This is a genomic window from Pantoea sp. SGAir0175 (assembly GCF_043547855.1).
This window is the reverse complement of sequence record NZ_CP028081.1, coordinates 2,044,836-2,067,972: the sequence shown is the minus strand read 5'-3', so window position 1 is coordinate 2,067,972 and position 23,137 is coordinate 2,044,836. Positions and strand designations below refer to the sequence as shown.

Below are 23,137 nucleotides of genomic sequence, written 5' to 3'. Positions count from 1 at the left end.
AAGCAGCAGAAACACCAACCCCTGCTGTGTAAACTTTTGTCTTTATGCCAGCGGGAGCAGGCTGACTGCAGAGAGGGAGAAATTATTCACGTTGATTAATCAGCAAGCGCCAGCGGCGGCGTTCGCGCAGCAGGCGCTGATGCAGCCGCTGCAGCTGGGGTAACGTGAGCGCGGCGACCGCTTCTGGCGTAAGCACCGGCAGTCCCTGCTGTTTTCGCAGTGCCTCACTGGCGGCGTCGGCGTTCTGGTATGGCTGGCACTGCGCCAGTAGCGTCGCCTGCCAGCTCTCTAGCGTTTCATCGTTGATGGCGGCGAGTTCACTCACCATGTCGCGCAAAAACGCTTTGCAGTGTTGCAGCAGCGTGCGCCAGCCAATGGACGGTGATTGCAGCGCCAGCTGCAGTCCATCCACATCCGCCACGCGCTGGTAGCGCGCTGACACCACATAGCCAATCTGTTGCCCGACCCGCAGCCGCTGAAAGAAACGCGGTTCAAACATCAGCGCCAGCGCACGCAGCGCCGCGAGGCTGGCATCATCGGCAGCGGGCAGCGGAATAAACAGCAACAAGGCCTGATCGTTCGCAGCACAGCGCAGCGCGCTGACGCCGTGCTGCAGCGCCGCCGCGCGCGCCGGCGCAGGCTGCGTCTGCACCACCTCGCTCAGCCAGTGCGCGGCGTGCTGACTGACGCTTTCGCTGTGGCCGCACCAGGCGGCCTGCCATGCAGGATGCGCAGCCGGGGCCAGCAACTGCTGCGGTAGCGCTTCCAGCAACTGACGAATCACAATACTTTGTGCAGCACGGTGCGGTTGCGGCAGCACCGGCGCATTCAGCGCCGCCAGCACGCCAGGCAGCTGTTGCAGCGCGGGCATTGCATCGTCAGGCAGATCAATCACCAGTTGCCAGACGCCCTGCTGCTGTTGCCAGCGTCCGCTGCCACCGGCATGGCGCAGTGCGGCAAGCCGTGGGCGCAGCTGCTGCTGCCAGCTTAGCGCCGCCTCGTCACTCAGGGTGTGATAAAACGCCGGGCGCACCAGCAGCGTTCCCTGCGGCTGCACCGGACTTACGCGCAGCAACGGCGGGCCATTTACCGGGAGTTCCGGCAAATGCAGGACGTCAGCGCACGGATAAAATGACCAGTTAACCGGCGCGACCGGGCCAGCCGCAGTCTGTGGCCATGGCGCGCGCTGCAGACAGAATCCCTGCGTGGTATAAGGCACGGCGGACAGCTGTCGCTGCGTCAGCAGCCGCGTGCACGAGGCCTGTGGCAGCGCGGCGATAAAACCGGTGAAATCTGCGGGAACGTCAGCTGACGGCGCCGATCCCAGCGCCCGTCCACGCAACTGCGTCAGCGGCGACAACGCAGCGAAATCCTGCTGTGCCAGTTGCAAATAGTGACCATGCTGCGCTGGCGTGGCGGCGCGCACCGCACGCAAATGCTGCCAGAAGAGCTGTTCAATGCGTCTTGCTGCCGAAGGTGACAGCGCTGGCGCACTGAAGCGCAACGTCAGCCAGCTATGATCGGCGCTCTGCCACAGCCATTCACACTGCAGCGATGCGCACAGTTGCTCGCTGCGCAATTGAGCCATCAGGCTGCCAGGGGCTTCATCCTGCCAGAAAGCCTCCAGCAATGTGACATTGTCACGTAAAGCGTTCTCTTCGCCGGTGATAAACAGGCTAAGCCAGAATGATTCTTCATCGGCAAGCTGGATGAGCGTTTCAACAGGCTCCGGCGCAGGAATGGCTGGCAATAAGGAGTGCGCCGCACCGCCTGGCTGGCGAACAGCAAACGCCTCGGCCAGCTGCTGTAATTCATCCAGCGATTGCGGTCCGCTCAGCCACAGCTGCTGGTTGGCGGCGACAAAATGCTGCTGATGAAACAGCCTCAGCGCCTGCTGCAGTTCCGTTACGTTGTCACCAAAACACGCTGCACTCCCGACGCGAAAGCGGCGCAGTGCGCCACCGGCCGCGTCGAGCAGCGCTGCTTCACTCAGCGTCTCGGCATGATGCCGCAGCAGCTGATATTCTGCCTCAATGACCGCCGCTTCCTGCGTAATCGCCGTACCGGTCAGCAGTGGCGCAACCAGCATATCTGCCAGCCTTGCCACGCCCGCCGCCAGCGCCTGCGCCGGCAGCTGGAAGAACCAGGCACTGCGGCTGAGTTGCGTGGTGGCATTCACCTGACCACCCTGTTGCTGCAGCCACGGCATCAGGCGCTCGTCACCGGTAAAGCCAGCGCTGCCGCAAAACAGGAGATGTTCCAGCAGATGCGCCAGGCCGGGCCAGCGATCGGGTTCGTGCAGGCTGCCCGCGCCGACGCGCACCAGCGCCGCGCTTTCCCGCGCGTCGGGCTGGTGCGACAGATGACAGCGCAGACCGTTAGCCAGCGTCAGGCTGCGTTCGCACATCAGGTGACCCGCTGTTTGAAAATCAGCTCAGAATTGCTGCGGTTGCGGAACTGCAGCTGGGCGATTTTGATATCGCTGCAGCTGGCTTCTCGGCGTGCCTCAAGAATTTTTCCATGATGCGGCGACTTGCTGCACACCGGGTCGGTGTTATCGGCATCGCCGGTCAGCATGTATGCCTGGCAGCGGCAACCGCCGAAATCTTTCTCTTTCTCATCGCATGAGCGGCACGGTTCCGGCATCCAGTCGAAGCCGCGATAGCGATTGAAGCCAAACGAGTTGTACCAGATATCCTCCAGGCTCTGCTCCAGCACTGAAGGGAACTGCACCGGCAGCTGGCGCGCGCTGTGACAGGGTAACGCCGTACCTTCCGGCGTCACGCTGAGAAATATCGATCCCCAGCCGCCCATACAGGGTTTGGGCCGCTCTTCGTAGTAATCCGGCGTGACGAACATCAGATTGGTGAGATTACCGCTGCTGCCCATGCGCTCACGGTAGCGCGCAACCACCGCTTCGGCGCGGGCAATCTGTTCGCGTGTTGGCAGCAGCCCCTGGCGGTTAAGATGCGCCCAGCCATAGAACTGACAGGTGGCCAGCTCGACATCATCCGCCTCCAGCTCGATACACAGATCGATGATTTTATCGATCTGGTCGATGTTATGGCGATGCAGCACGAAGTTCAGCACCATCGGGTAGCCGTGCTTTTTCACCGCTTTTGCCATCGCCAGCTTCTGCTGAAACGCCTTCTGCGAACCGGCCAGCGCGGCGTTCAGCGTTTCATCGCTCGCCTGGAAACTGATCTGGATGTGATCCAGCCCGGCGTCGGCGAAGGCGTCGAGCTTTTTCTCCGTCAGGCCAATGCCGGAGGTGATCAGGTTGGTGTAAAAACCCAGATCGCGCGCGGCGCGAATCAGCTCCGGCAGATCTTTGCGCGTCAGCGGTTCACCACCGGAAAAGCCCAGCTGCACGCTGCCCATGGCGCGAGCCTGGCGGAACACCTCGATCCACTGTTCGGTGCTCAGCTCTTGTTCCTGCTGCGAAAAATCCAGCGGGTTCGAGCAGTAAGGACACTGCAGCGGGCAGCGATAAGTCAGCTCCGCCAGCAGCCACAGCGGCGCATTCACGCCAGGTTTATTCGGGTTCACGACACTGGATCCACTTCTGTTCAATGGCCGATTGCAGGAAGTCTTTGACGTCATCATCGACGCCGCCCGCCTCCGGAAAACGCGCATTGAGCGTGGCGATAATGGCCGCCACATCCTGCTTGCCGGTCACCAGTTCCAGAATGGCGGCAGCGGTTTCATTCAGCTTCGCCATCCCTTCCGGGTAAAGCACCACGTGGCTGTCCTGCGCGGCTTCCCACTGCAGACGATAGCCGCGGCGAAACGCCGGAATCAGAGTCTCTTTCATGTGATTACACCAGTCTTGTACTGTGCCAGGCGACCTGATCGGTCACCGTGTGGTACGGCGGACGCTGCAGTGCGTATGCCATGGTCATGGCATCCAGCATGGTCCAGAGAATGTCGAGTTTAAACTGCAGGATCTCCAGCATACGGTTCTGCTGCTCAGCGCTGGTAAAAACTTCCAGCGCCAGTGCCAGACCATGTTCCACATCGCGGTTCGCCTGGCTCAGGCGGCTGCGGAAGTAGAAATAGCCTTCCTCTTTGATCCACGGATAGTGTTGCGGCCAGCTGTCGAGGCGCGACTGATGAATCTGCGGGGCAAACAGCTCGGTGAGCGAGCTGCACGCTGCTTCCTGCCAGTTGGCGCGACGCGCAAAGTTGACATAGGCATCAACGGCAAACCGTACACCCGGCAACACCAGCTTCTCTGACAGCAAGACTTTGCGATCGAGACCAACCGCTTCTCCCAGCTGCAGCCAGGCTTCAATGCCGCCTTCCTCGCCGTTACGGCCGTCGTGATCGAGGATACGCTGTACCCATTTACGGCGCGTTGCCGGATCCGGACAGTTGGCCATGATCGCCGCATCTTTCAGCGGAATATTGGTCTGATAGTAAAAACGGTTCGCCACCCAGCCCTGAATCTGCTCGCGCGTCGCGGCACCGTTGTGCATCGCGATATGGTAAGGATGGTGAATATGGTAATACGCGCCTTTGGCACGCAGCGCCTGTTCAAAGGCTTCGGGTGACAACGCCTCGGTAATGATCACGATGCGGACTCCTGCAAATGAATCGCCATGCCGTCCCAGCTCACTTCAATGCCCTGCTGCGTCAGGAACTGGCGCTGCGGCGAATGCTCGTTGAGAATCGGATTGGTGTTGTTAATGTGAATCAGAATTTTGCGTCTGGCCGGCAGAGCGGCCAGCAGCGCCATCAGCCCCTGCTCTTCCGCCAGCGCCAGATGGCCCATGGCTTTGCCGGTATTTTTGCCGACGCCGGTGGTCAGCAGCTCATCATCCTGCCACACGGTGCCGTCGATCAGCAGGCAGTCGGCTTTTTGGAGCCACGGCATAATCACCGCATCCGGTTCGCCGAGGCCTGGCGCATACAGCAGCGTCTGCCCGCTGGCGGTGTTTTCGATAAACAGCGCCACGTTATGTCCCGGCAGCGGACGATCGCGATACGGCGAATACGGTGGCGCATTGCTGAGAATCGGAATGGCGGTGAATTGCAGACTGGCGCAGACGTCAACGCGAAACGGCTCAAGCGGCGTAAGCGCACGATGCTGCAGGCCACCGTTCCAGTGCTGCAGCATGGTAAAAATCGGGAAGCCGCTGGTGAGGTCGGCATGCACTTCCGGCGTGCACCATACCTGATGCGGGCAGCCCTCACGCAGGCTCAGCAGACCGGTGGTGTGATCGATCTGGCTGTCGGTCAAAATAATGCTGCCAATCGCGGTTCCGCGCAGCACGCCGTGTTTCACCAGTTCCGGTGTCCGGGCGATTTGCTGGCTGATGTCCGGCGAAGCGTTGCACAACACCCAGTCGGTACCGTTATCGCTGACAATGATTGAGGATTGGGTGCGCGCCTGCGCCTGGAGCGTGCCGTTACGCAGCCCGCTGCAGTTGGCGCAGTTACAGTTCCACTGCGGAAAGCCACCGCCAGCCGCCGAACCGAGGACTTTAATAAACATGTGAAGGACCGAAGCAGGAAAAGAAAATGCCCGCACGAACGGCGGGCAGGACGTCTTAGCGGTTGGAGATGTACAGCGTTACTTCCAGGCCCAGACGCAGGTCAACAAACTCAGGTTTTTTCCACATAATATTCTTCCTCATAGTCTTAAAACGCAGAGCAGGCTCTGCTAAAAACATTGCGACAGAAACAAAGCTTCCGCCAGCAATGGATAACGCGGGGCGATGTTGCGCCAATGTAGCGAGCAGATCAACCCTGATAGCGTAAGGAAATACACTTACGCCTGCCAGATTTGGTGCAATACCCGCTGCCAGTTGCCCCAGGCAAGTTGTTCCAGCAATGCCTGATCATAGTTGAGACTGCGCATCAGCGCATACAGCCGCGGCAAACCGGTGACATCTTTAAGCTCTGCGGGCACGCTGATGCCGTCAAAATCCGACCCCAGCGCGACGTGATCGCTTCCCATAATAGTCATCAGATGCTCACAGTGTTTAACAATTTCGATCAAGCCGCCATCATCGTCGCGCTTACCGTCGGCGCGCAGAAAGGCGTTGCCGAAGTTAATGCCGACCACGCCACCGCTATCGCGAATCGCCCGCAGCTGGTCGTCGGTAAGGTTGCGCGGCTGCGCGCACAGTGCGTGCGCATTCGAGTGGCTGGCGACCAGCGGCGCGGATGAGAGCCGGACCGTGTCCCAGAACGCTTTTTCATTCATGTGCGACACGTCGATCATCATGCGCTGCTGACTCGCCAGCGCGATCAGCCGCTCGCCATCGGCGGTCAGTCCCGGACCGCTATCCGGCGAACCGGGAAACGCGCCGGTGACGCCAGCGCCAAAGCGATTTTCCAGATTCCAGAACGGACCGATGCTGCGCACGCCCGCCTGCCAGAAGGCGGCAAGATCGGCGCCGTCGCCGTCAAAACCGTCCGCGCCCTCAATGTGCGCCACCATCGCCAGCACGCCGTCGCGCCGGCAGGCGGCGATATCGGCGGTGCTGAGGCACAGACGCGCCCGGCCGTCAGAACGGGCAACCAGTGTTTTGAGAATCTCCAGCTGCTGCCACAGGATCTCCAGCGGCTGCCACGCTTCACCGGCCAGCTGAGGTGCTACTTCGCTGACGTAGCGCTGCGGCGGCACAAACAGCGCAAACAATCCACCGGCAAAGCCGCCCTGCTGCATGCGCGGAAAATCGAGGTGTCCTTTTTCGATACCGGTAAAGAAGGCAGCGGCTGGATCGTCGCGATGATGCAACCACAGGTTGAGCAACAGGTCATTATGACCATCAAAGGTTTTGATTAACATTGGGTTATCCGCCACGGATTTGATGCCGCCATGCTACGCGCATCACGCCTGTTCGCCAAATACCGGCGCACAAAGCGTGTGTTCAGTCTGGCCAGCACAAAAAAAAGCCCGCAACACGAGGTGCGGGCAACGTAATACTGGAAGCAATGTGAGCAATGTCGTGCTCTTCTTCGGTAGAGCCACCGTCGAAGCGCAGAAGAATAATAATCATTCCTATTATCATCTGTAAAGCTCTAATTGAGAATTTTTCTCATTTACACACTAAGGTTGTGCTTACCCCCGTCGCCCGCTGGGTAAAAAAAGCGCAGATGCGCGGCGAATTTGGGGAGTGCGCGTGCTTTGCGATACACTCTCGCTATTGCCCGAGAATCGTTGAGTTCTATGCCAAAATTATTCCCCGCGCTGCTGCTTGGTCTCAGCGTCCTGAGTGCCTCTGCGTTCGCCGCGCCCGCGGACTCTATCCGCCACAGCGGCTTTGTCTATTGCGTAAACGGCACGGTTAACACCTTCAACCCGCAGATGGTCAGCAGCGGGCTGGTGGTCGATACGCTGGCGGCACAGTTGTATGACCGCCTGCTCGACGTCGACCCTTATACCTATCGCCTGATCCCCGATCTGGCGCAGAGCTGGGAAGTGCGCGATAACGGCGCGACTTACCGCTTCCACTTACGCAAAGATGTTTCGTTCCAGCACACCAACTGGTTTACGCCGACGCGCAAAATGAATGCCGACGACGTGGTCTTCAGTTTTGCCCGCATGTTTGATCGCCAGCATCCGTGGCATAACGTCAACGGCGGCAGCTATCCCTACTTCGACAGCCTGCAGTTTGCCGACTCGGTGCAGAGCGTGAAGAAGCTGGATAACAACACGGTAGAGATCCGCCTCAACAGCCCGGACGCCTCGTTCCTGTGGCATATCGCCACCCACTACGCGCCGGTGTTGTCGCAGGAGTACGCCAGCCAGCTGAGCGCAGCAGGCCAGCAGGAACAGCTGGATCGCCAGCCGGTGGGCACCGGCCCGTTCCAGCTGAGTGAGTACCGTACCGGGCAATATCTGCGTCTGGCGCGCAATCCGCACTACTGGAAAGGCGTGCCGCGTCTGCAACAGGTGGTGATCGACCTCGGCGTGGGCGGCACTGGCCGCCTGTCGAAATTGCTGACCGGCGAGTGTGACGTACTGGCCTACCCGGCCGCCAGCCAGCTGTCGATTCTGCGCGACGATCCGCGCCTGCGCATGACGCTGCGTCCCGGCATGAACATCGCCTATCTGGCGTTTAACACCCGCAAACCGCCGCTCGACCGTCCGGAAGTGCGCCACGCGCTGGCGCTGGCAATCAACAACGAGCGGCTGATGGAGTCGATTTATTACGGCACGGCGGAAACCGCAGCCTCGATTCTGCCGCGTGCCTCGTGGGCTTACGATAATGATGCGCGCGTGACGGAATACAATCCGGCAAAAGCGCGTGAGGCATTAAAAGCGCTGGGCATTGAGGATTTGCATCTGCGTCTGGTGGTGCCGACCACCTCGATGTCGTGGAACCCCAGCCCGCTTAAAACCGCCGAGCTGTTGCAGGCAGATCTGGCGCAGGTGGGCGTACGCGTCACCATCGCGCCGGTCGAGGGACGTTTTCAGGAAGCACAGCTGATGGCCATGAACCACGATTTAACCCTGACCGGCTGGGCCACCGACAGTAACGATCCGGATAGTTTCTTCCGCCCGTTGCTCAGCTGCGCGGCGATTCGTTCGCAGACCAATTACGCGCACTGGTGTTCGCCGGCGTTTGATGAAGCGCTGCAGCGCGCGCTGCTGTCGCAGCAGTTGTCGGCGCGTATCGATAGCTACGATCGCGCCCAGCAGATGCTGGCGCAGGCGCTGCCGGTCCTGCCGCTGGCGTCGTCGCTGCGTCTGCAGGCTTACCGGCACGATATTAAAGGCCTGGTGCTGAGTCCCTTCGGTAATGCCTCGTTCGCCGGGGTTTACCGCGATGAGCACGGCGAGGAGTAAGCATGATCATCTATCTGTTGCGTCGCCTGCTGTTGCTGATCATCACCCTGTTCTTACTCTCGCTGGTGAGTTTCAGCCTGAGCTATTTCACGCCCAACGCGCCGCTGGAAGGCGCCTCGCTGTTCGATGCCTGGTGGTTCTGGTTTAAAGGGCTGCTGCAGTTTGATTTTGGCGTCTCCAGTACCAACGGTCAGGCAATTGATATACAGCTGCGCGAGGTGTTTCCCGCCACGCTGGAACTGTGCGTGCTGGCTTTTATGCTGGCGCTGCTGGTTGGTATTCCGCTCGGCATCTGCGCCGGCGTAATGCGCAATAAATGGCAGGATAAAGCCATCAGCGCGCTGGCGCTGCTCGGCTTCTCGATGCCGGTGTTCTGGCTGGCGCTGCTGTTTACCCTGCTGTTTTCGCTGACGCTGGGCTGGCTGCCGGTTTCCGGCCGTTTCGACCTGCTCTATCCGGTGCAGAACATTACTGGTTTTGCCCTGATTGACGCCTGGCTTAGCCCTTCACCGTGGCGGCATGAGATGCTGGTCAGCGCGCTGACGCACCTGATTCTGCCGGTGATTGTGCTGGCTGTGGCACCGACCACCGAAGTGATTCGCCTGCTGCGCAACAGCACCAGCGACGTGATGGATAAAAATTACGTCAAGGCAGCGGCAACGCGCGGCTTGTCGCGCTTCACCGTGATTCGCCGTCACGTGTTGCACAACGCACTGCCGCCGGTGATCCCGCGTCTTGGCCTGCAATTCTCCACCATGCTGACGCTGGCGATGATCACCGAAGTGGTGTTCAACTGGCCCGGACTGGGGCGCTGGCTGATTAACGCCATCCGTCAGCAGGATTACGCGGCGATCTCCGCAGGCGTGATGGTGGTTGGCGGGCTGGTGATTCTGGTCAGCGTACTGTCGGATATTATCGGTGCGGCGCTCAATCCGCTGAAACACAAGGAGTGGTATGCCCTCAGATAGAGTTTTATTTTAGATAAAAACATTATATATCAATATAATGCATGAAGTGACTCAGCAAAATCATAATTGAAGCACTCTGAGATGGATACATTATTATGCTTTGGCAGCTGCGGCGATGAGTGACTAACACCCTGGTAAAAAACCAGCTCTGCAAAATAAGCTGTGCAGAGTATAATATTTGGTGGAAAGTTAAAGGCCGCAGGCTGGAGTAGAACTTTCAAATCATAGGCTTCAGATTATGGATGAAGCGGATTTGCGAGATTTCGAATGTTATGTTTCAGTGCGTGGTGACGACACATAGCAGATTACAACTCTTTTTGCGTAACGCAGTAGAATTATTTATATTATTGAGAGCTTTATTGGACGCGCCTCACTTAAGCTTTTTACACCAATAGTTGGAGAATGGAATCATGGCACGTAACATCGCCCCCGGATATTGTGTAGTAGAACGCGCCGGATCTCTGGATTATCAGGCAAGGGAGATCTTCAGGGACATTCGCAGCCCAGCCGTAAGCATGTTTATGCAACTAAATGCCGATACGCCCTGGTTAAGGCCGGGACAGATACTGATTGTAGCTGACCCGGATACACCCGCTCCTTTAACTATGCAGGCACTCACAACATTAAAACAGGCAAAATCACGCACTAATAACGCATTAATCGGCGTTAATGTCGAAGAAGCCGGTTTTATGCAAAAGCACTACGGCATGATTGCGGCGCTAACCAGTGCCGGAGATAAAATTTTCGGAACCGCCGGAGATGCCGGTGAAAAATATTTCAATGCCATTGAGCAGACGCTAAAGAAAATTGAGGCAAGTTATCAGAATCAGTTTCGCACTCAGGGAACGCTGATTGGGCAGCAGTTTTTTGTCGAGCGAAATCAGTTGCTGAATCAGTTAAAGGAATTAGTAAATAAGCCCTTACTCAAAAATCTGGCCCGATACTCCATAAAATTCCAGCAGTACGAGAGTATGAAACGTGCGCTGAACTTGTCCAGTCGTTCGATAGTTCACGAGTGGTCGACGGTGGGTATAGGCGCTATACCAGGATATTCCTACTATGTAGGCAATGCAGCTAAAGCCGCCAGATTCATGAAAATGGGAGGTTTTATTGGCATTGGATTTTCATTTGCTGGGACCACGAATGATGTGGTGGATGCTTGCAGTAAAGGCCGGGAAGGTGAATGTGGGAAAATTGCGGTTAAAGACTATTCAAAATTTGCGTTTACAACAGGTGGGGGCATGCTGGGTGGCGTATGGGGTAGTTCTGCCGCATTAGCTGGTTGTGCTGCTATAGGAATTGTAACAGCGGGTGCTGGAGGGGTTGCATGCGCAGTTGTTGGTTCAGTCGCCGGTGGTTATGTAGGAAGCACAGGGGCAGAGACAATACTCAACAAAGTAATAGACCATTATGATAACTAATAAAATATTGGCTGGCTCATCACTGTTTTTTGGGGCTTTAGGCTGCGTCCTTCTAATCGTGTCACTTGTCGTTTACATCTTTAAAAGACAGGATTACACTAATTTAGTATCCTCTTATCAAGAAAGGTATAAATTACCTGCCCCTTGCACATTCTATTATATGACTGGATTTTTTGGGGCATTCCCCGTCATTAGGTTTTTTATAAAATTAAGCAAAAAGAAAAAAATGAGCTACATTAACTTAAACGATCCCGCTTATTCTTTTTTTGATGACGAAAAAATGAAAATACGTAAGTGGATGAGGCTTTATTCTTTTCTTTGGTTCACTGCTACCGCATGTTATGTGTTATTTGCTATTTTTGGCCTGCTTTTGCCATGATACTTCAATGGTCCCTATAAGAGCCAAAGTATAGAATCAGTCCACCTCCAGACTGACATCACTTCATCCGGCATGTCGGTGAGCGCGCCGATGCCCTTTACATCCATCTTGCCGGTTGACACGATTTCGTTGGTGTTACAGATGTGCGTATCCAGGATCACATGGCAGTTGTGCTGGCCTTTCTTTTGCTGGAACCACGAAAGATGTGGTGGATGCCCCAGTAAGGGGAATGTGGGAAAATTGCTGTAAGGGACTACTCAAAATTTATAGTTGGCACTGCCGGAGGGGTAGTTGGAGGGGCATATGGCGGTGCTGCAATGGCCGGTGTTTGTGCTGCTGTAGGTATTGCTACCGTGGGTGTATGTGGGGTGGCATGTGCTGTTGTAGGATCTGTAGCAGGTGGTTACCTTGGCAGCACTGGTGCAGAAGCGATCGTCAATAAAGTAACAGAGCTACTATGATAACTGATAAATTATTAGCGAGCACATCATTATTTTTTGGCTTATTGGGTAGTGGGCTGATATTTTTTTCATTTCTTGTCTATGTGGCAAAAAGAAAAGGCTATTATAAATTAATCTCTTCTTACAGCATGAAATATAAATTCCCCTCCCCTTGTTCTTTCTATTACATGGTGGGGTTTTTTGGTGCATTTCCGGTTATACGGTTTTTTATAAAACTGAGCCAGAGGAAGAAAATATTTCTTATGGACATTAATGACCCGGCATACGCCTTCTTTGATGATAAAAACATCAAAATACCCCGCTGGATGAAGCTTTTTTCTGCACTGTGGTTTGCAGCTACGACATGTTTCATCGTTTTCGCTATTATCGGTCTCCTGTTACCATAATAATTAAAGGCCCACCTCAGGGCCTTTTCTCAGTCCCAGCTATCCATCTTCAGCCTGTCATCCAGCATCGCCAGGCAGCCTTCAATAAACCCGTTTGCCACCTGAAACTTTATCCGGGCACATTTGCTTCAGCCAGCACATACAGGAATCGATTATCAGAGCATCATTTTCTTTGCAACTGATACCGGGAGCGCTTTCCTGAAGCAAACTTTTAAAACCAGCCACTGTTGATGGACAGCCAATGTCGTTTTCAATTTTTATGCTGTCTGGAGCTACCTGCTGGCGAGGATCTAGCCCCTCGGTGATTAACAGTCTATATTGCTGACGCCCTTCCCTTGCCTGCGACAGGGGTATCGACGGATAATCCCCTATAGTTAGCTGGATGGGCTTGCCCTCCAGCGATACCGAAAAAAACGAAATCGAGATAACCGCCTGATATGAATTTTTTGAATAAAAATTGCGCGAATTAAACCCTAGTAAAACGGATACGTATGCCCTCAGATAACATCTACGCCGAGAAGCGGCTGCCGAGTGCATTTCGCCTCAGCTGGCAGCGTTTTTATCGCGATACCAGCGCCATGATTGGCCTGTACGGCTTCGGCATCCTGCTGTTTCTCTGCCTGTTCGGCGGGCTGCTGTCCCCTTACGGTATCGACCAGCAGTTTCTCGGCTATCAGCTGTTGCCGCCGTCGTGGTCGCGCTACGGCGATGTCTCCTTCTTTCTCGGCACTGACGATCTCGGGCGCGATGTGCTAAGCCGTTTACTGAGCGGCGTGGCGCCGACGGTTGGCTCTGCGTTGCTGGTAACGGTGCTGGCAGCAATCTGCGCGCTGCTGCTGGGCGTGCTGGCGGGAATTACCCACGGTTTGCGCTCGGCGGTGATGAATCACGTGCTGGATACGCTGCTGTCGATTCCCTCTCTGCTGCTGGCGATTATCGTGGTGGCCTTTCTTGGCCCGCGGCTGGAGCATGCGATGCTGGCGGTACTGCTGGCGCTGATCCCGCGTCTGGTGCGCGAAATCTACACGGCAGTGCATGACGAGATGGAAAAAGAGTATGTGGTGGCGCTGCGGCTGGATGGTGCGCGCAACCTGAATATTCTGTGGAATGCGGTGCTGCCAAACGTTCTGCCGCTGCTGGTCAGCGAATTTACCCGCTCGCTGTCAATGGCGATCCTCGACATCGCCGCGCTCGGCTTTCTTGACCTCGGCGCGCAGCTGCCCTCGCCCGAATGGGGTGCGATGCTGGGTGACGCGCTGGAGCTGATTTACGTGGCGCCGTGGACGGTGATGCTGCCGGGTGCCGCGCTGATGATAAGCGTATTGATTGTTAACCTGCTGGGCGATGGCATCCGTCGCGCCGTCGCTGCGGGAGTGGAATAATGCCGTTACTGGACATCCGAAATCTGACCATTGAATTCATGACCGCTGAAGGTCCGGTGAAAGCGGTCGATCGCATCAATCTGACGCTAAACGAGGGCGAAGTGCGTGGCCTGGTGGGCGAATCCGGCTCGGGGAAAAGTCTGGTGGCGAAAGCCATCTGCGGCGTGACCAAAGATAACTGGCGCGTCACCGCCGACCGTATGGTGTTCGATGATATCGACCTGCTGCGCCTGTCGCCGCGCGAACGGCGGCGCATCGTTGGCCATAACGTGTCGATGATTTTTCAGGAGCCGCAATCCTGTCTCGATCCTTCTGAAAGTGTCGGCCGCCAGCTGATGCAGGCCATTCCACGCTGGACCTTTAAAGGCCGCTGGTATCAGCGCCTGTGGTTCTGGCGCAAAGAGCGCGCCATTGAGCTGCTGCACCGCGTCGGCATTAAAGATCACAAAGACATTATGCGCAGCTTCCCGTATGAGCTGACCGAGGGCGAATGTCAGAAGGTGATGATCGCCATCGCGCTGGCCAATCAGCCGCGCCTGTTGATTGCCGATGAGCCGACCAATGCCATGGAGCCCACCACCCAGGCACAGATTTTCCGTCTGCTGAGCCGCCTCAATCAGAATAACAACACCACAATTTTGCTGATCAGCCATGACCTGCGCACCATGAGTCAGTGGGCGGACCGCATTAACGTGATGTACTGCGGACAAACGGTGGAAACCGCGCAGAGTGACGATCTGATGGAAACGCCGCACCATCCGTATACGCAGGCGCTGATCCGCGCCATGCCCGACTTTGGCCGCGCGCTGCCGCATAAAAGCCGCCTGAATACGCTGTCCGGCGCGATACCGTCGCTGGAACATCTGCCGATTGGCTGCCGTCTCGGTCCGCGCTGCCCTTACGCACAGCGTAAATGCATCGAAACGCCGCGCCTGAGCGGCAGCAAAGCGCATCTTTACGCCTGTCACTTCCCGCTGAATATGGAGAGCCAATAATGGAAACCCTGCTGGAAGTGCGCAACCTGAGCAAAACCTACCGCTACCGCACCGGGCTGTTCCGACGCCAGCATGTTGAAGCGGTGAAAAACGTCAGTTTTACCCTGCGTGAAAAGCAGACGCTGGCCATTATCGGCGAAAACGGTTCGGGCAAATCCACGCTGGCGAAGATGCTGAGCGGCATGGTGGCGCCAAGCGAAGGTGAGATGCTGATTGACGATCACCCGCTTAGCTACGGCGATTACGGCTACCGCAGCCAGCGGATTCGCATGATTTTTCAGGATCCGTCGACGTCGCTCAATCCGCGCCAGCGCGTCAGCCAGATCCTTGATTTTCCGCTGCGGCTGAATACCGAGCTTGATGATGAAGCACGCGAAAAGCGCATCATTGCCACGCTGCGTCAGGTCGGGCTGCTGCGCGACCACGCCGGCTACTATCCGCACATGCTGGCCCCCGGACAGAAGCAACGTCTGGCGCTGGCGCGCGCGCTGATTCTGCAGCCGAAGGTGATTGTCGCTGATGAAGCCCTCGCCTCGCTGGACATGACCATGCGTTCGCAGCTGGTGAACCTGATGCTGGAGCTGCAGGAGAAACACGGCATCGCCTATATTTATGTTACTCAGCATCTTGGCATGATGAAGCACATCAGCGATCAGGTACTGGTGATGCATCAGGGCGAAGTGGTGGAGCGCGGCGGCACCGCTGACGTGCTGGCCTCGCCGCTGCACGACTTAACCAAACGGCTGATTGCCAGCCATTTTGGCGAAGCGTTAACCGCCGAGGCGTGGCGGCGCGAGCGTTGAGTGCTACGGCCGTAGCGGAAAACGCGGCGCGATTTACCCCATTTGATACAGACGTGCTAGAATCCGCACGTCGATTAACGTCGGTCGCACAATTTTTAATCATCGCGACCGCCAACAACAATGACCATAAGGATTACAGCTATGGGTTTTCTTTCCGGTAAGCGCATTCTGATTACTGGCGTTGCCAGTAAACTTTCCATCGCCTACGGTATTGCGCAGGCGATGCACAAACAGGGCGCAGAACTGGCTTTCACCTACCAGAACGACAAACTGAAAGGTCGCGTGGAAGAGTTCGCTAAAGAACTGGGTTCAGACATTGTTCTGCCATGCGATGTGGCAGAAGACGAGAGCATCACTGCCCTGTTCACTGAACTGGCAAAAACCTGGCCGAAATTTGACGGCTTTGTTCACTCCATCGGCTTCGCCCCGGGCGACCAGCTGGATGGCGACTACGTGAACGCCGTTACCCGTGAAGGCTTCAAAATCGCGCACGACATCAGCGCCTACAGCTTTGTGGCGATGGCCAAAGAGTGCCGCGCGATGCTGAACCCGAACGCAGCACTGCTGACCCTCTCTTACCTGGGTGCAGAGCGCGCTATTCCGAACTACAACGTGATGGGTCTGGCGAAAGCGTCGCTGGAAGCCAACGTGCGTTACATGGCGAACGCGATGGGTCCGGAAGGCGTGCGTGTTAACGCCGTGTCTGCTGGTCCAATCCGTACCCTGGCTGCATCAGGCATCAAAGATTTCCGTAAGATGCTGGCACACTGCGAAGCGGTTACCCCGATTCGCCGTACCGTCACCATCGAAGACGTGGGTAACTCTGCGGCCTTCCTGTGCTCAGACCTGGCGGGTGGTATTACCGGTGAAGTGGTGCACGTCGATGGCGGCTTCAGCATTGCCGCAATGAACGAGCTGGAACTGAAATAAGTTCTGCGGGCGAGCCAGGTGCTCGCCCTTTTTCTTTTCTCTCCCCCGCCTTATAGCCACACGCTATTAATTATTCCCCATCATTCTTTTGCCGTGGACAGCCGTTCAGCGACGATAAGCTAGCCCTTGAGTGGCGATGCGCTTTTCAGATTTGCCCGTTGTGCACTCAGTCCGTTTTTTGCGAAAGGAATGACCATGGAACACCGCCGTTCTCCCGGCCATGACCACTGGTTTTATGAAAGCCAGACTCGCCCGAATACGTCCGCTGCTGCTCCCCTGGTTCCCGAAGCCGCTCATATTGATGACCGTTTTCTGCTCGGCCTGCAGCAGGAAGCCAGCGCACTGCAGCCGCTGCTGCAGCGCTTTCAGCCAGTGCTACAGGCGGCACGCGACCTGAGCCATACCCTGCTGCCTGATGTGGTCAGCACCTCGCTGACCCACACGCTAACGCTGTACGATCGTCTCAGCACCGCACTCACGGTGGCGCAGGTGGCTGGCGTGCAGCGGTTGTGCAATCACTACTCGGCGCGGCTTAATCCGCTGCCGGGACCGGATTCTTCGCGCGAAAGCAATAATCGCCTGACGCAAATCACGCAGTATGCGCGCCAGCTGGCGATGCAGCCTGAGCTGATTACCGCCAGCAGCATCAGCGCGCTGGATGCGGTAGGCCTGACTGAACCCGATATCGTTACGCTCAACCAGCTAGTCGGCTACGTCAGCTATCAGGCGCGCGTGGTCGCCGCGCTTCAGGCGATGATGGGCCTGCCGGTGCGCTGGATCCCTGGCGTCACGCCGCCCGCCGACGCCGATGCGGCGCTGTTCAGTCAGGCTGCTGCCTGGCAGCACGCCATCAAGCCGGTTGAGCTGCGTTATGCCAGTGCTGACCAGCTGGTGGCGGTGACCTTTTGTCAGGGTATGGCCGGACTCGACGACGCTGTCTGGCTGCTGGTGCACGATGCCCAGGCGCTGTATGGCTGGGCGACGCTGCGTCAGCGGCTTGAGGCTTATGGTGGGGAAGAGGAACAGCTGGCGCAGGCAGTCAGCGCGCGCGTACTGGGCTGCCGACGCCAGTTCGCGCAGCTGGCGAACGGCTGGCGCACGCGTTTGCTACACGATGTGGATCAGGCCAGCGATGACAGCCTGACGCAGCAGGTGATCGCGCTGAGCGCCCAGCTTACCCGGCTGCCGGAGCGCTTCAGTGCCGCCCATCTGCAGCCGCTGTTAAACGCGGGCTGGGGCAGCGAGCGCCTGTTCACACTGATGCAGGCGGTGGCATTTGCCAGCTGGCAGGATCGACTGCTGATGGCGCTGGGCGAAGCGCGCTAATCCGCCAGGTGGCGTCGTGCTTCGTCAAAGAAGTGCTGCGACAGCGGCGACGCCCTGCCCGGCTCGGCAATCACCAGCGCCGCCTGACGTCCCATCGGCGCGATATCAATCGGCCGGCGCGCCAGATGGTGCAACATTTCCGGTAGCAGATGGCCGCAGGGCGACACCATGACGCCCAGGCCAACCTGCGCACTCTGAATCAGCTGCATCACCGAGGCGCTTTCCACAATCACCCGCGGCAGCACGCCGGTTTCACGCAGCTGTCCGTCAAGGTAACGCCGGAAATAGCGCGTGGGCTCGGCCAGGCACAGCGGCTGGCTCGCCAGCGTGTGCAGCGACAGCCGCTCATGCTGCAGCAGCGCCGGGAAGTGATCAGGATGGAAAATGGCTTCGACACCGCGATCGTTGAGCAGCGCGGTCTGGAAATGCAGTTCCCGCAGTGACGTCAGCTCAAAAAAGCCGATACCGCCGTCCACGGTGTGGCTGTTAAGCGCTTCCAGCAGTTGATCGGCGCTCATGGCGGAAACGCGATAGTCGAGTTGCGGATAGCGCGCTTCCACCGCTTTCAGTAACGCCGGCAGCGCCACGCTGCACTGCGGCATCACGCCCAGCCGCAGCGTGCCGTTGACGCCGTGTTTGAGCGACTCCACTTCCAGCTTCAGTCCCTGATACACCGAAACAATTTCGCGCGCCCACGTCAGCACGCGTTCCCCTTCTGGCGTGAAGCCGTCAAAGTTGTTGCTGCGATTGATCAGCGACAGCCCAAGCTCACGCTCAAGGTTTTTAAGCCGCATCGAGAGCGTGGGCTGGCTGACGAAACTGGCCTCCGCCGCGCGGCCAAAATGGCGTTCTCGCTCCAGATTGCACAGGTAAATCAATTGCTTGATGTCGATTTTCTTATCCACCGTCGAATTTTTATCGCGTTATGGTAGCAAAACTCGTCGCGCCCCAACGCGCACTCAGCGAAGAAATTTCTGCGTTGTGAGGAGGATTGCTCAGGCGGATAGCGGGTGATGCATGTACTGAGACGCGGCGGGTCGCCACCGGCCGCGCCCCGCATGATTAAAGGTACCGCCCGGCATCAGGCGACGCCGAGCGCACTTTTCACCTCGTTAGCGATCTTCTCGACCTGCGGCCCGTAAATCACCTGCACATCGTGCTCGCTGACGCGGTTGACGCCGTTGGCACCGGTCGACAGCAGCGTTTGATCCACCACTTCTTTCATCTCTTTGACCCGCACGCGCAGGCGAGTGAAGCAGCAATCGACGTCCTCTATATTGGCCTCTCCGCCCAGCCCGCTGATGATCACGCGGGTGCGTTCATCCGCCGCCACCTGCAACGGTTTGGCTTCCTCTTCGGATTCGCGCCCCGGCGTTTCGACCTGCATCCGGGTAATCACCAGGCGAAAGCCCCAGTAATAAACCGGCGCATAAATGGCGCCCAGCACCAGCGTCCACCACCAGTGGGTTTTGCTGCCGCCGAGAATGCCAAACACCAGCAGATCAATCGCGCCGCCCTGCACATTACCGATCATCAGGTGCAGCATCGACATCAGCATAAATGACAGGCCGGTCAGCAGCGCGTGCATCACGTACAACACCGGCGAGACGAAGATGAAGCAGAACTCCAGCGGTTCGGTGATGCCGGTGGTAAACGAGGTCAGCGCGCCGGCCAGCACCAGCGCTTTGACCCGCTGCTTATGTTCAGGTTTGGCGGTGTGATAGATGGCCAGCGCGGCGGCGGGCAGACCGAACATCATCACCGGGATTTTGCCCTGGGCGAGAAACTGCGTGGCGGTGCGCACGGTGTCGTCCGGAATCGCGCCGGGATGGGTCAGCGAAGTGTTAAAAATATTCAGCGCGCCGACGATGGTCTGGCCGTCCACCGTCGCCATGCCGCCAATCGGCGTAAAGCGCACGGTTTCATTGAGGATGTGATGCAGGCCGGTCGGAATCAGCAGGCGCTCGCAGGCACCGAGCAAAAAGGCACCGTACTGACCGCTTTTACCGATCATCTGGCCGACCCACGCAATGCCCTGGCCGATGGTTGGCCAGATTAGCGCCAGCAGCACGCCCGTCAGCGGCAGCACCACCACCGTCACGATGGGCACAAAGCGACGGCCGCCAAAAAAGCTGATCGCCGTGGGCAACTGCTGGGTATAGAAGCGGTTGTGCAGCATCACAGTGAGCAGGCCGGCAATCACCCCGCCCAGCACGCTCATGTTGTAGGTAAAAATGCCGAGCATGTCGATGTACTCGGCTGACGTCATCATGGCGCTGGTCTGGTCCATACCCGCCTGCTGCAGCGCCTCGGGCGTGGTGGTGGCTGCCGTCAGCCCTTTCGCCGCCAGCGTGGCGCTGATCCCCACATTCATGGCGATATAGCCAATCACTGCCGCAAACGCGGCGGTGGGTTTCTCCGCTTTGGCCAGCCCAATTGCGCTGGCGACGGCAAAAAATACCGGCAGGTTGGCAAACAGCGCGCCCGCCACTTTACGAATAAAACCGATGATCAACTGCGGCACCTGTAAACTGGCAAATGCTTCACCGGTGATCGCCGGATTCTGCAACGCGGCGGCCAGACCGAGAAAAATACCGGCGGCAGCAATGACGGAGATCGGCATCATTAAGGCTTTGCCGAATGCGTGAACCTGACTGGCAAGTTGCTTCATGGAGCGCGCCCTTTTGCTAACGGAAAGAGCAATTATTAGCCACTATTTGGCCGCGCACTTACCCGCCGGCGCGCGACAGCCGATAATTTATGATGGCGATCACGCTTTTACCCCTGGCGCGCGATAAACGTTAACTATCGCACCATTAAGTCAATCAATTAGACAACTTTTGCCGTCAGTCGCACACTTCTCACCAACAGAAGTCATATTCTGATAACAATTCATAAACAATAAGCCTGCGACTATCATGAAATTTAAACGTAAGATTCAGCCCTATCGCGCCGCTGCGGGCGGCTGGGGCTCGCTGGAAGCCACCACCCGTTTTGTCCTTGACAGTAAAGCTGCCCTGAAAAACATGCGTAACCTGATGCGCATGAACAAAGCGCGCGGCTTTGACTGCCCGGGCTGTGCCTGGGGCGATGATAACAAGAGCACCTTCAGCTTCTGCGAAAACGGCGCGAAAGCCGTGACCTGGGAAGCGACACGCCGCGTCGTCGAGCCAGAATTTTTTGCCCAGCACAGCGTCAGCACCCTGTATCAGCAGAGCGACTATTTCCTCGAGTATCAGGGCCGCCTGACCCACCCGATGCGCTACAACAGCGCGACCGATCACTATGAACCGATTAGCTGGGATGACGCCTTTGCGCTGATCGCGCAGCATTTGCAGGCAATGGATCATCCGGATCAGCTGGAGCTGTACACCTCCGGTCGCGCCAGCAATGAAGCCTCGTGGCTGTACCAGCTGTTTGGTCGCGTGCTGGGCACCAACAATTTCCCTGACTGCTCCAACATGTGCCATGAAGCCAGCGGCACCGGACTGAAACGCAGCATTGGCGTCGGTAAAGGCACCATTCGCCTGGACGATTTCGACCACGCTGATGCGATTTTTGTCTTTGGCCAGAATCCCGGCACCAACCATCCGCGCATGCTGCACAGCCTGCGTCACGCCGCCGATCACGGCGCCAGAATTGTGACCTTCAATACCCTGCGCGAGCGCGGCCTGGAACGTTTTGCCGATCCGCAGAAGCCGCTGGAAGTGGTGACGTCGATGGCCGGCAACATCAGTTCTGCCTATTATCAGCCCAACCTCGGCGGCGATATGGCGGCGGTGCGCGGCATGGTTAAAGCGCTACTGGAAGAGCAGCGTAAACGGCTGGCTGCCGGTGAAAAAGGCATATTCGATCAGGCCTTTATTGACGCCAATACTCAGGGCGTTGAGCAGTATCTGGCCGCCGTGGACGACACCCGCTGGGAGCAGATTGTGCAGCAGTCGGGCCTGAGCGAAGCGCAGATTCGCGAAGCCGCCGCCATTTACCAGAGCGCCGAACGGGTGATCATCACCTGGGCGATGGGCATTACTCAGCACAAACACTCGGTCGATACGGTACGGGAAATCGTTAACCTGCAGCTGCTGTTTGGCCAGCTCGGCAAACAAGGCGCGGGTCTGTGTCCGGTGCGCGGCCACAGTAACGTGCAGGGCAACCGCACCATGGGCATCGACGAGAAACCGTCGAAAGCGTTCCTCGATGCACTGGGCGCACATTTTGCTTTTGAACCGCCGCGCGAGCACGGTCATAACACGGTTGAAGCGCTCAACGCCATGCTGCGTGATGAAGTCAAAGTGCTGATTGCGCTGGGCGGTAACCTCGCCGCGGCGGCGCCGGACTCACCGGTTACCGAAGAAGCGCTGCAGCATTGTGGTCTGACGGTACACATCAGCACCAAGCTGAACCGCAGCCATCTGGTACCGGGCCAAGAAGGCCTGATTCTGCCGACGCTGGGCCGTACCGAGCGCGATCGCCAGGCCAGCGGCAACCAGTTCATCACCGTGGAAGATTCGTTCAGCATGGTGCATGCCTCAGAAGGTGTCGGTATTCCGCTGGCGGAGACGCAGCGTTCGGAAACAGCCATTGTGGCCGGTATCGCGCACGCAACGTTGGGCAGCGACCACATCGACTGGCTCGGCATGGCCGCTGATTACAACATCATTCGCGATCACATTGCGGCGACCATCCCCGGCTTCGCTGATTTTAACCGTCAGTGTGATATTCCCGGCGGCTTTTACCTCGGTAACGCTGCCGCAGAACTGCGCTTCAATACGCCATCGCGTCAGGCAGAATTCAGCGCGGCGGCACTGCCGACCTCGCTGTTCCCGCAGCTGGGCAATGACGTTGAAGTGCCGTTCACGTTGCAGACGCTGCGCTCACATGACCAGTACAACACCACCATTTATGGACTGGATGACCGCTATCGCGGCGTGTACGGTCAGCGTGAAGTGGTGTTTATCCACCCGGACGACATGGCGTCACTCGGTTTCAGCGAAGGGCAGCTGGTTGACATTGAAACCCTGTGGAATGACGGTCTGACGCGTCGCGTCAGCGGCTTTAAGCTGGTGCCGTATAATATTCCGCGCGGTAACCTCGCCGCCTACTATCCGGAGACCAATCCGCTGGTACCGCTCTCCAGCTACGGTGACGGCAGCGGCACGCCCACCTCCAAATCGGTACCGGTGAAGCTGGCGCTGACCGCCGCCGCGCCCACCCAGCGTATCGCCTGAGTTCTGTGCGTTACCAGAAAGTAAAAAGCCGCGTAAAGCGGCTTTTACGCCTGTT

General features: G+C 57.6%; 19 protein-coding genes and 1 pseudogene. 10 read left to right on the top strand and 10 right to left on the bottom strand.

The genetic code is table 11. The features are described 5' to 3' along the window. Positions 1–82 precede the first annotated feature (82 nt). The 7 genes from pqqF to C1N56_RS09515 form a co-directional block, all read right to left on the bottom strand. Positions 83–2,407, bottom strand: coding sequence for a pyrroloquinoline quinone biosynthesis protein PqqF (pqqF, locus tag C1N56_RS09545; RefSeq protein WP_394517435.1), 2,325 nt, complete (start codon positions 2,405–2,407; stop codon positions 83–85). Next, a complete protein-coding gene (gene pqqE, locus C1N56_RS09540; RefSeq protein ID WP_394517434.1) occupies positions 2,407–3,549 on the bottom strand; it encodes a pyrroloquinoline quinone biosynthesis protein PqqE in 1,143 nt (380 codons plus the stop codon). Before pqqE ends, pqqF begins: the two co-directional genes overlap by 1 nt. Continuing rightward, positions 3,536–3,814, bottom strand: a complete 279-nt coding sequence (gene pqqD, locus C1N56_RS09535; protein WP_021505975.1) for a pyrroloquinoline quinone biosynthesis peptide chaperone PqqD — start codon at positions 3,812–3,814, stop codon at positions 3,536–3,538. Before pqqD ends, pqqE begins: the two co-directional genes overlap by 14 nt. Positions 3,815–3,818: 4 nt before the next feature. After that, positions 3,819–4,574, bottom strand: coding sequence for a pyrroloquinoline-quinone synthase PqqC (gene pqqC / locus C1N56_RS09530; RefSeq protein ID WP_021505974.1), 756 nt, complete (start codon positions 4,572–4,574; stop codon positions 3,819–3,821). Next, a complete protein-coding gene (pqqB, locus tag C1N56_RS09525) occupies positions 4,571–5,497 on the bottom strand; it encodes a pyrroloquinoline quinone biosynthesis protein PqqB (protein WP_021505973.1) in 927 nt (308 codons plus the stop codon). Before pqqB ends, pqqC begins: the two co-directional genes overlap by 4 nt. 55 nt (positions 5,498–5,552) lie before the next feature. Continuing rightward, a complete protein-coding gene (gene pqqA / locus C1N56_RS09520) occupies positions 5,553–5,624 on the bottom strand; it encodes a pyrroloquinoline quinone precursor peptide PqqA (RefSeq protein WP_010617686.1) in 72 nt (23 codons plus the stop codon). 149 nt (positions 5,625–5,773) lie between these two features. Beyond that, positions 5,774–6,793: a dipeptidase gene (locus C1N56_RS09515; RefSeq protein ID WP_275029053.1), complete on the bottom strand. Its 1,020-nt coding sequence runs from the start codon at positions 6,791–6,793 to the stop codon at positions 5,774–5,776. 387 nt (positions 6,794–7,180) lie between these two features. Here C1N56_RS09515 and sapA point away from each other — a divergent pair, with 387 nt between their 5' ends. The 4 genes from sapA (at position 7,181) to C1N56_RS09495 (ending at position 12,418) form a co-directional block, all read left to right on the top strand. Next, positions 7,181–8,803 carry an ABC transporter substrate-binding protein SapA gene (gene sapA / locus C1N56_RS09510; RefSeq protein WP_394517433.1) on the top strand — a complete coding sequence of 541 codons (1,623 nt, stop codon included), beginning with the start codon at positions 7,181–7,183 and terminating at the stop codon, positions 8,801–8,803. 2 nt (positions 8,804–8,805) lie between these two features. After that, positions 8,806–9,771 carry a putrescine export ABC transporter permease SapB gene (gene sapB / locus C1N56_RS09505; RefSeq protein ID WP_021505968.1) on the top strand — a complete coding sequence of 322 codons (966 nt, stop codon included), beginning with the start codon at positions 8,806–8,808 and terminating at the stop codon, positions 9,769–9,771. A gap of 410 nt (positions 9,772–10,181) precedes the next feature. Beyond that, the gene (locus C1N56_RS09500) at positions 10,182–11,192 is read left to right on the top strand and encodes a hypothetical protein (protein ID WP_136546947.1); all 1,011 of its coding nucleotides are present in this window, start codon (positions 10,182–10,184) and stop codon (positions 11,190–11,192) included. Between the two features lie 836 nt (positions 11,193–12,028). Beyond that, positions 12,029–12,418: a hypothetical protein gene (locus tag C1N56_RS09495; RefSeq protein ID WP_394517432.1), complete on the top strand. Its 390-nt coding sequence runs from the start codon at positions 12,029–12,031 to the stop codon at positions 12,416–12,418. Between the two features lie 255 nt (positions 12,419–12,673). Here C1N56_RS09495 and C1N56_RS09490 read toward each other — a convergent pair. Further along, positions 12,674–12,831, bottom strand: a pseudogene (locus C1N56_RS09490) (Arm DNA-binding domain-containing protein); the annotation flags it as partial. A 78-nt stretch (positions 12,832–12,909) separates the two neighbouring features. Here C1N56_RS09490 and sapC point away from each other — a divergent pair. From sapC to C1N56_RS09465, 5 genes are all read left to right on the top strand, one after another. Beyond that, positions 12,910–13,800 (top strand): putrescine export ABC transporter permease SapC, encoded by an 891-nt coding sequence (gene sapC, locus C1N56_RS09485; protein ID WP_104092980.1) that lies wholly within the window; start codon positions 12,910–12,912, stop codon positions 13,798–13,800. Next, complete coding sequence (gene sapD / locus C1N56_RS09480) at positions 13,800–14,795, top strand: putrescine export ABC transporter ATP-binding protein SapD (RefSeq protein WP_058774637.1); 996 nt, start codon at positions 13,800–13,802, stop codon at positions 14,793–14,795. Before sapC ends, sapD begins: the two co-directional genes overlap by 1 nt. Continuing rightward, complete coding sequence (sapF, locus tag C1N56_RS09475; protein ID WP_021505965.1) at positions 14,795–15,598, top strand: putrescine export ABC transporter ATP-binding protein SapF; 804 nt, start codon at positions 14,795–14,797, stop codon at positions 15,596–15,598. The genes sapD and sapF overlap by 1 nt, the downstream gene beginning before the upstream one ends. A gap of 141 nt (positions 15,599–15,739) precedes the next feature. Beyond that, the gene (gene fabI, locus C1N56_RS09470) at positions 15,740–16,528 is read left to right on the top strand and encodes an enoyl-ACP reductase FabI (protein WP_021505963.1); all 789 of its coding nucleotides are present in this window, start codon (positions 15,740–15,742) and stop codon (positions 16,526–16,528) included. Positions 16,529–16,723: 195 nt separating this feature from the next. Continuing rightward, positions 16,724–17,854 (top strand): CMD domain-containing protein, encoded by a 1,131-nt coding sequence (locus C1N56_RS09465; protein ID WP_394517431.1) that lies wholly within the window; start codon positions 16,724–16,726, stop codon positions 17,852–17,854. Here the strand turns inward: C1N56_RS09465 and C1N56_RS09460 are convergent. Next, the gene (locus C1N56_RS09460) at positions 17,851–18,747 is read right to left on the bottom strand and encodes a LysR family transcriptional regulator (protein WP_058758655.1); all 897 of its coding nucleotides are present in this window, start codon (positions 18,745–18,747) and stop codon (positions 17,851–17,853) included. The two genes, C1N56_RS09465 and C1N56_RS09460, sit on opposite strands and share 4 nt — an antisense overlap. 188 nt (positions 18,748–18,935) lie before the next feature. Continuing rightward, on the bottom strand, positions 18,936–20,525 hold the full coding sequence (locus C1N56_RS09455) for a PTS transporter subunit EIIC (RefSeq protein ID WP_104092982.1): 1,590 nt from the start codon (positions 20,523–20,525) through the stop codon (positions 18,936–18,938). A gap of 247 nt (positions 20,526–20,772) precedes the next feature. On the opposite strand from C1N56_RS09455, the gene C1N56_RS09450 reads away from it, so the two are divergent. Continuing rightward, a complete protein-coding gene (locus C1N56_RS09450) occupies positions 20,773–23,082 on the top strand; it encodes an FdhF/YdeP family oxidoreductase (protein ID WP_394517430.1) in 2,310 nt (769 codons plus the stop codon). The last annotated feature ends 55 nt before the right edge of the window (positions 23,083–23,137 follow it).

Coding starts and splice junctions, on each gene's coding strand:
- C1N56_RS09495 (WP_394517432.1), top strand. CDS start 12,029: ATGATAACTGATAAATTATTAGCGAGCACATCATTATTTTTTGGCTTA.
- C1N56_RS09455 (WP_104092982.1), bottom strand. CDS start 20,525: ATGAAGCAACTTGCCAGTCAGGTTCACGCATTCGGCAAAGCCTTAATG.
- pqqF (WP_394517435.1), bottom strand. CDS start 2,407: ATGTGCGAACGCAGCCTGACGCTGGCTAACGGTCTGCGCTGTCATCTG.
- fabI (WP_021505963.1), top strand. CDS start 15,740: ATGGGTTTTCTTTCCGGTAAGCGCATTCTGATTACTGGCGTTGCCAGT.
- sapD (WP_058774637.1), top strand. CDS start 13,800: ATGCCGTTACTGGACATCCGAAATCTGACCATTGAATTCATGACCGCT.
- sapB (WP_021505968.1), top strand. CDS start 8,806: ATGATCATCTATCTGTTGCGTCGCCTGCTGTTGCTGATCATCACCCTG.
- C1N56_RS09450 (WP_394517430.1), top strand. CDS start 20,773: ATGAAATTTAAACGTAAGATTCAGCCCTATCGCGCCGCTGCGGGCGGC.
- C1N56_RS09500 (WP_136546947.1), top strand. CDS start 10,182: ATGGCACGTAACATCGCCCCCGGATATTGTGTAGTAGAACGCGCCGGA.
- sapC (WP_104092980.1), top strand. CDS start 12,910: ATGCCCTCAGATAACATCTACGCCGAGAAGCGGCTGCCGAGTGCATTT.
- pqqD (WP_021505975.1), bottom strand. CDS start 3,814: ATGAAAGAGACTCTGATTCCGGCGTTTCGCCGCGGCTATCGTCTGCAG.
- sapA (WP_394517433.1), top strand. CDS start 7,181: ATGCCAAAATTATTCCCCGCGCTGCTGCTTGGTCTCAGCGTCCTGAGT.
- pqqB (WP_021505973.1), bottom strand. CDS start 5,497: ATGTTTATTAAAGTCCTCGGTTCGGCGGCTGGCGGTGGCTTTCCGCAG.
- sapF (WP_021505965.1), top strand. CDS start 14,795: ATGGAAACCCTGCTGGAAGTGCGCAACCTGAGCAAAACCTACCGCTAC.
- C1N56_RS09465 (WP_394517431.1), top strand. CDS start 16,724: ATGGAACACCGCCGTTCTCCCGGCCATGACCACTGGTTTTATGAAAGC.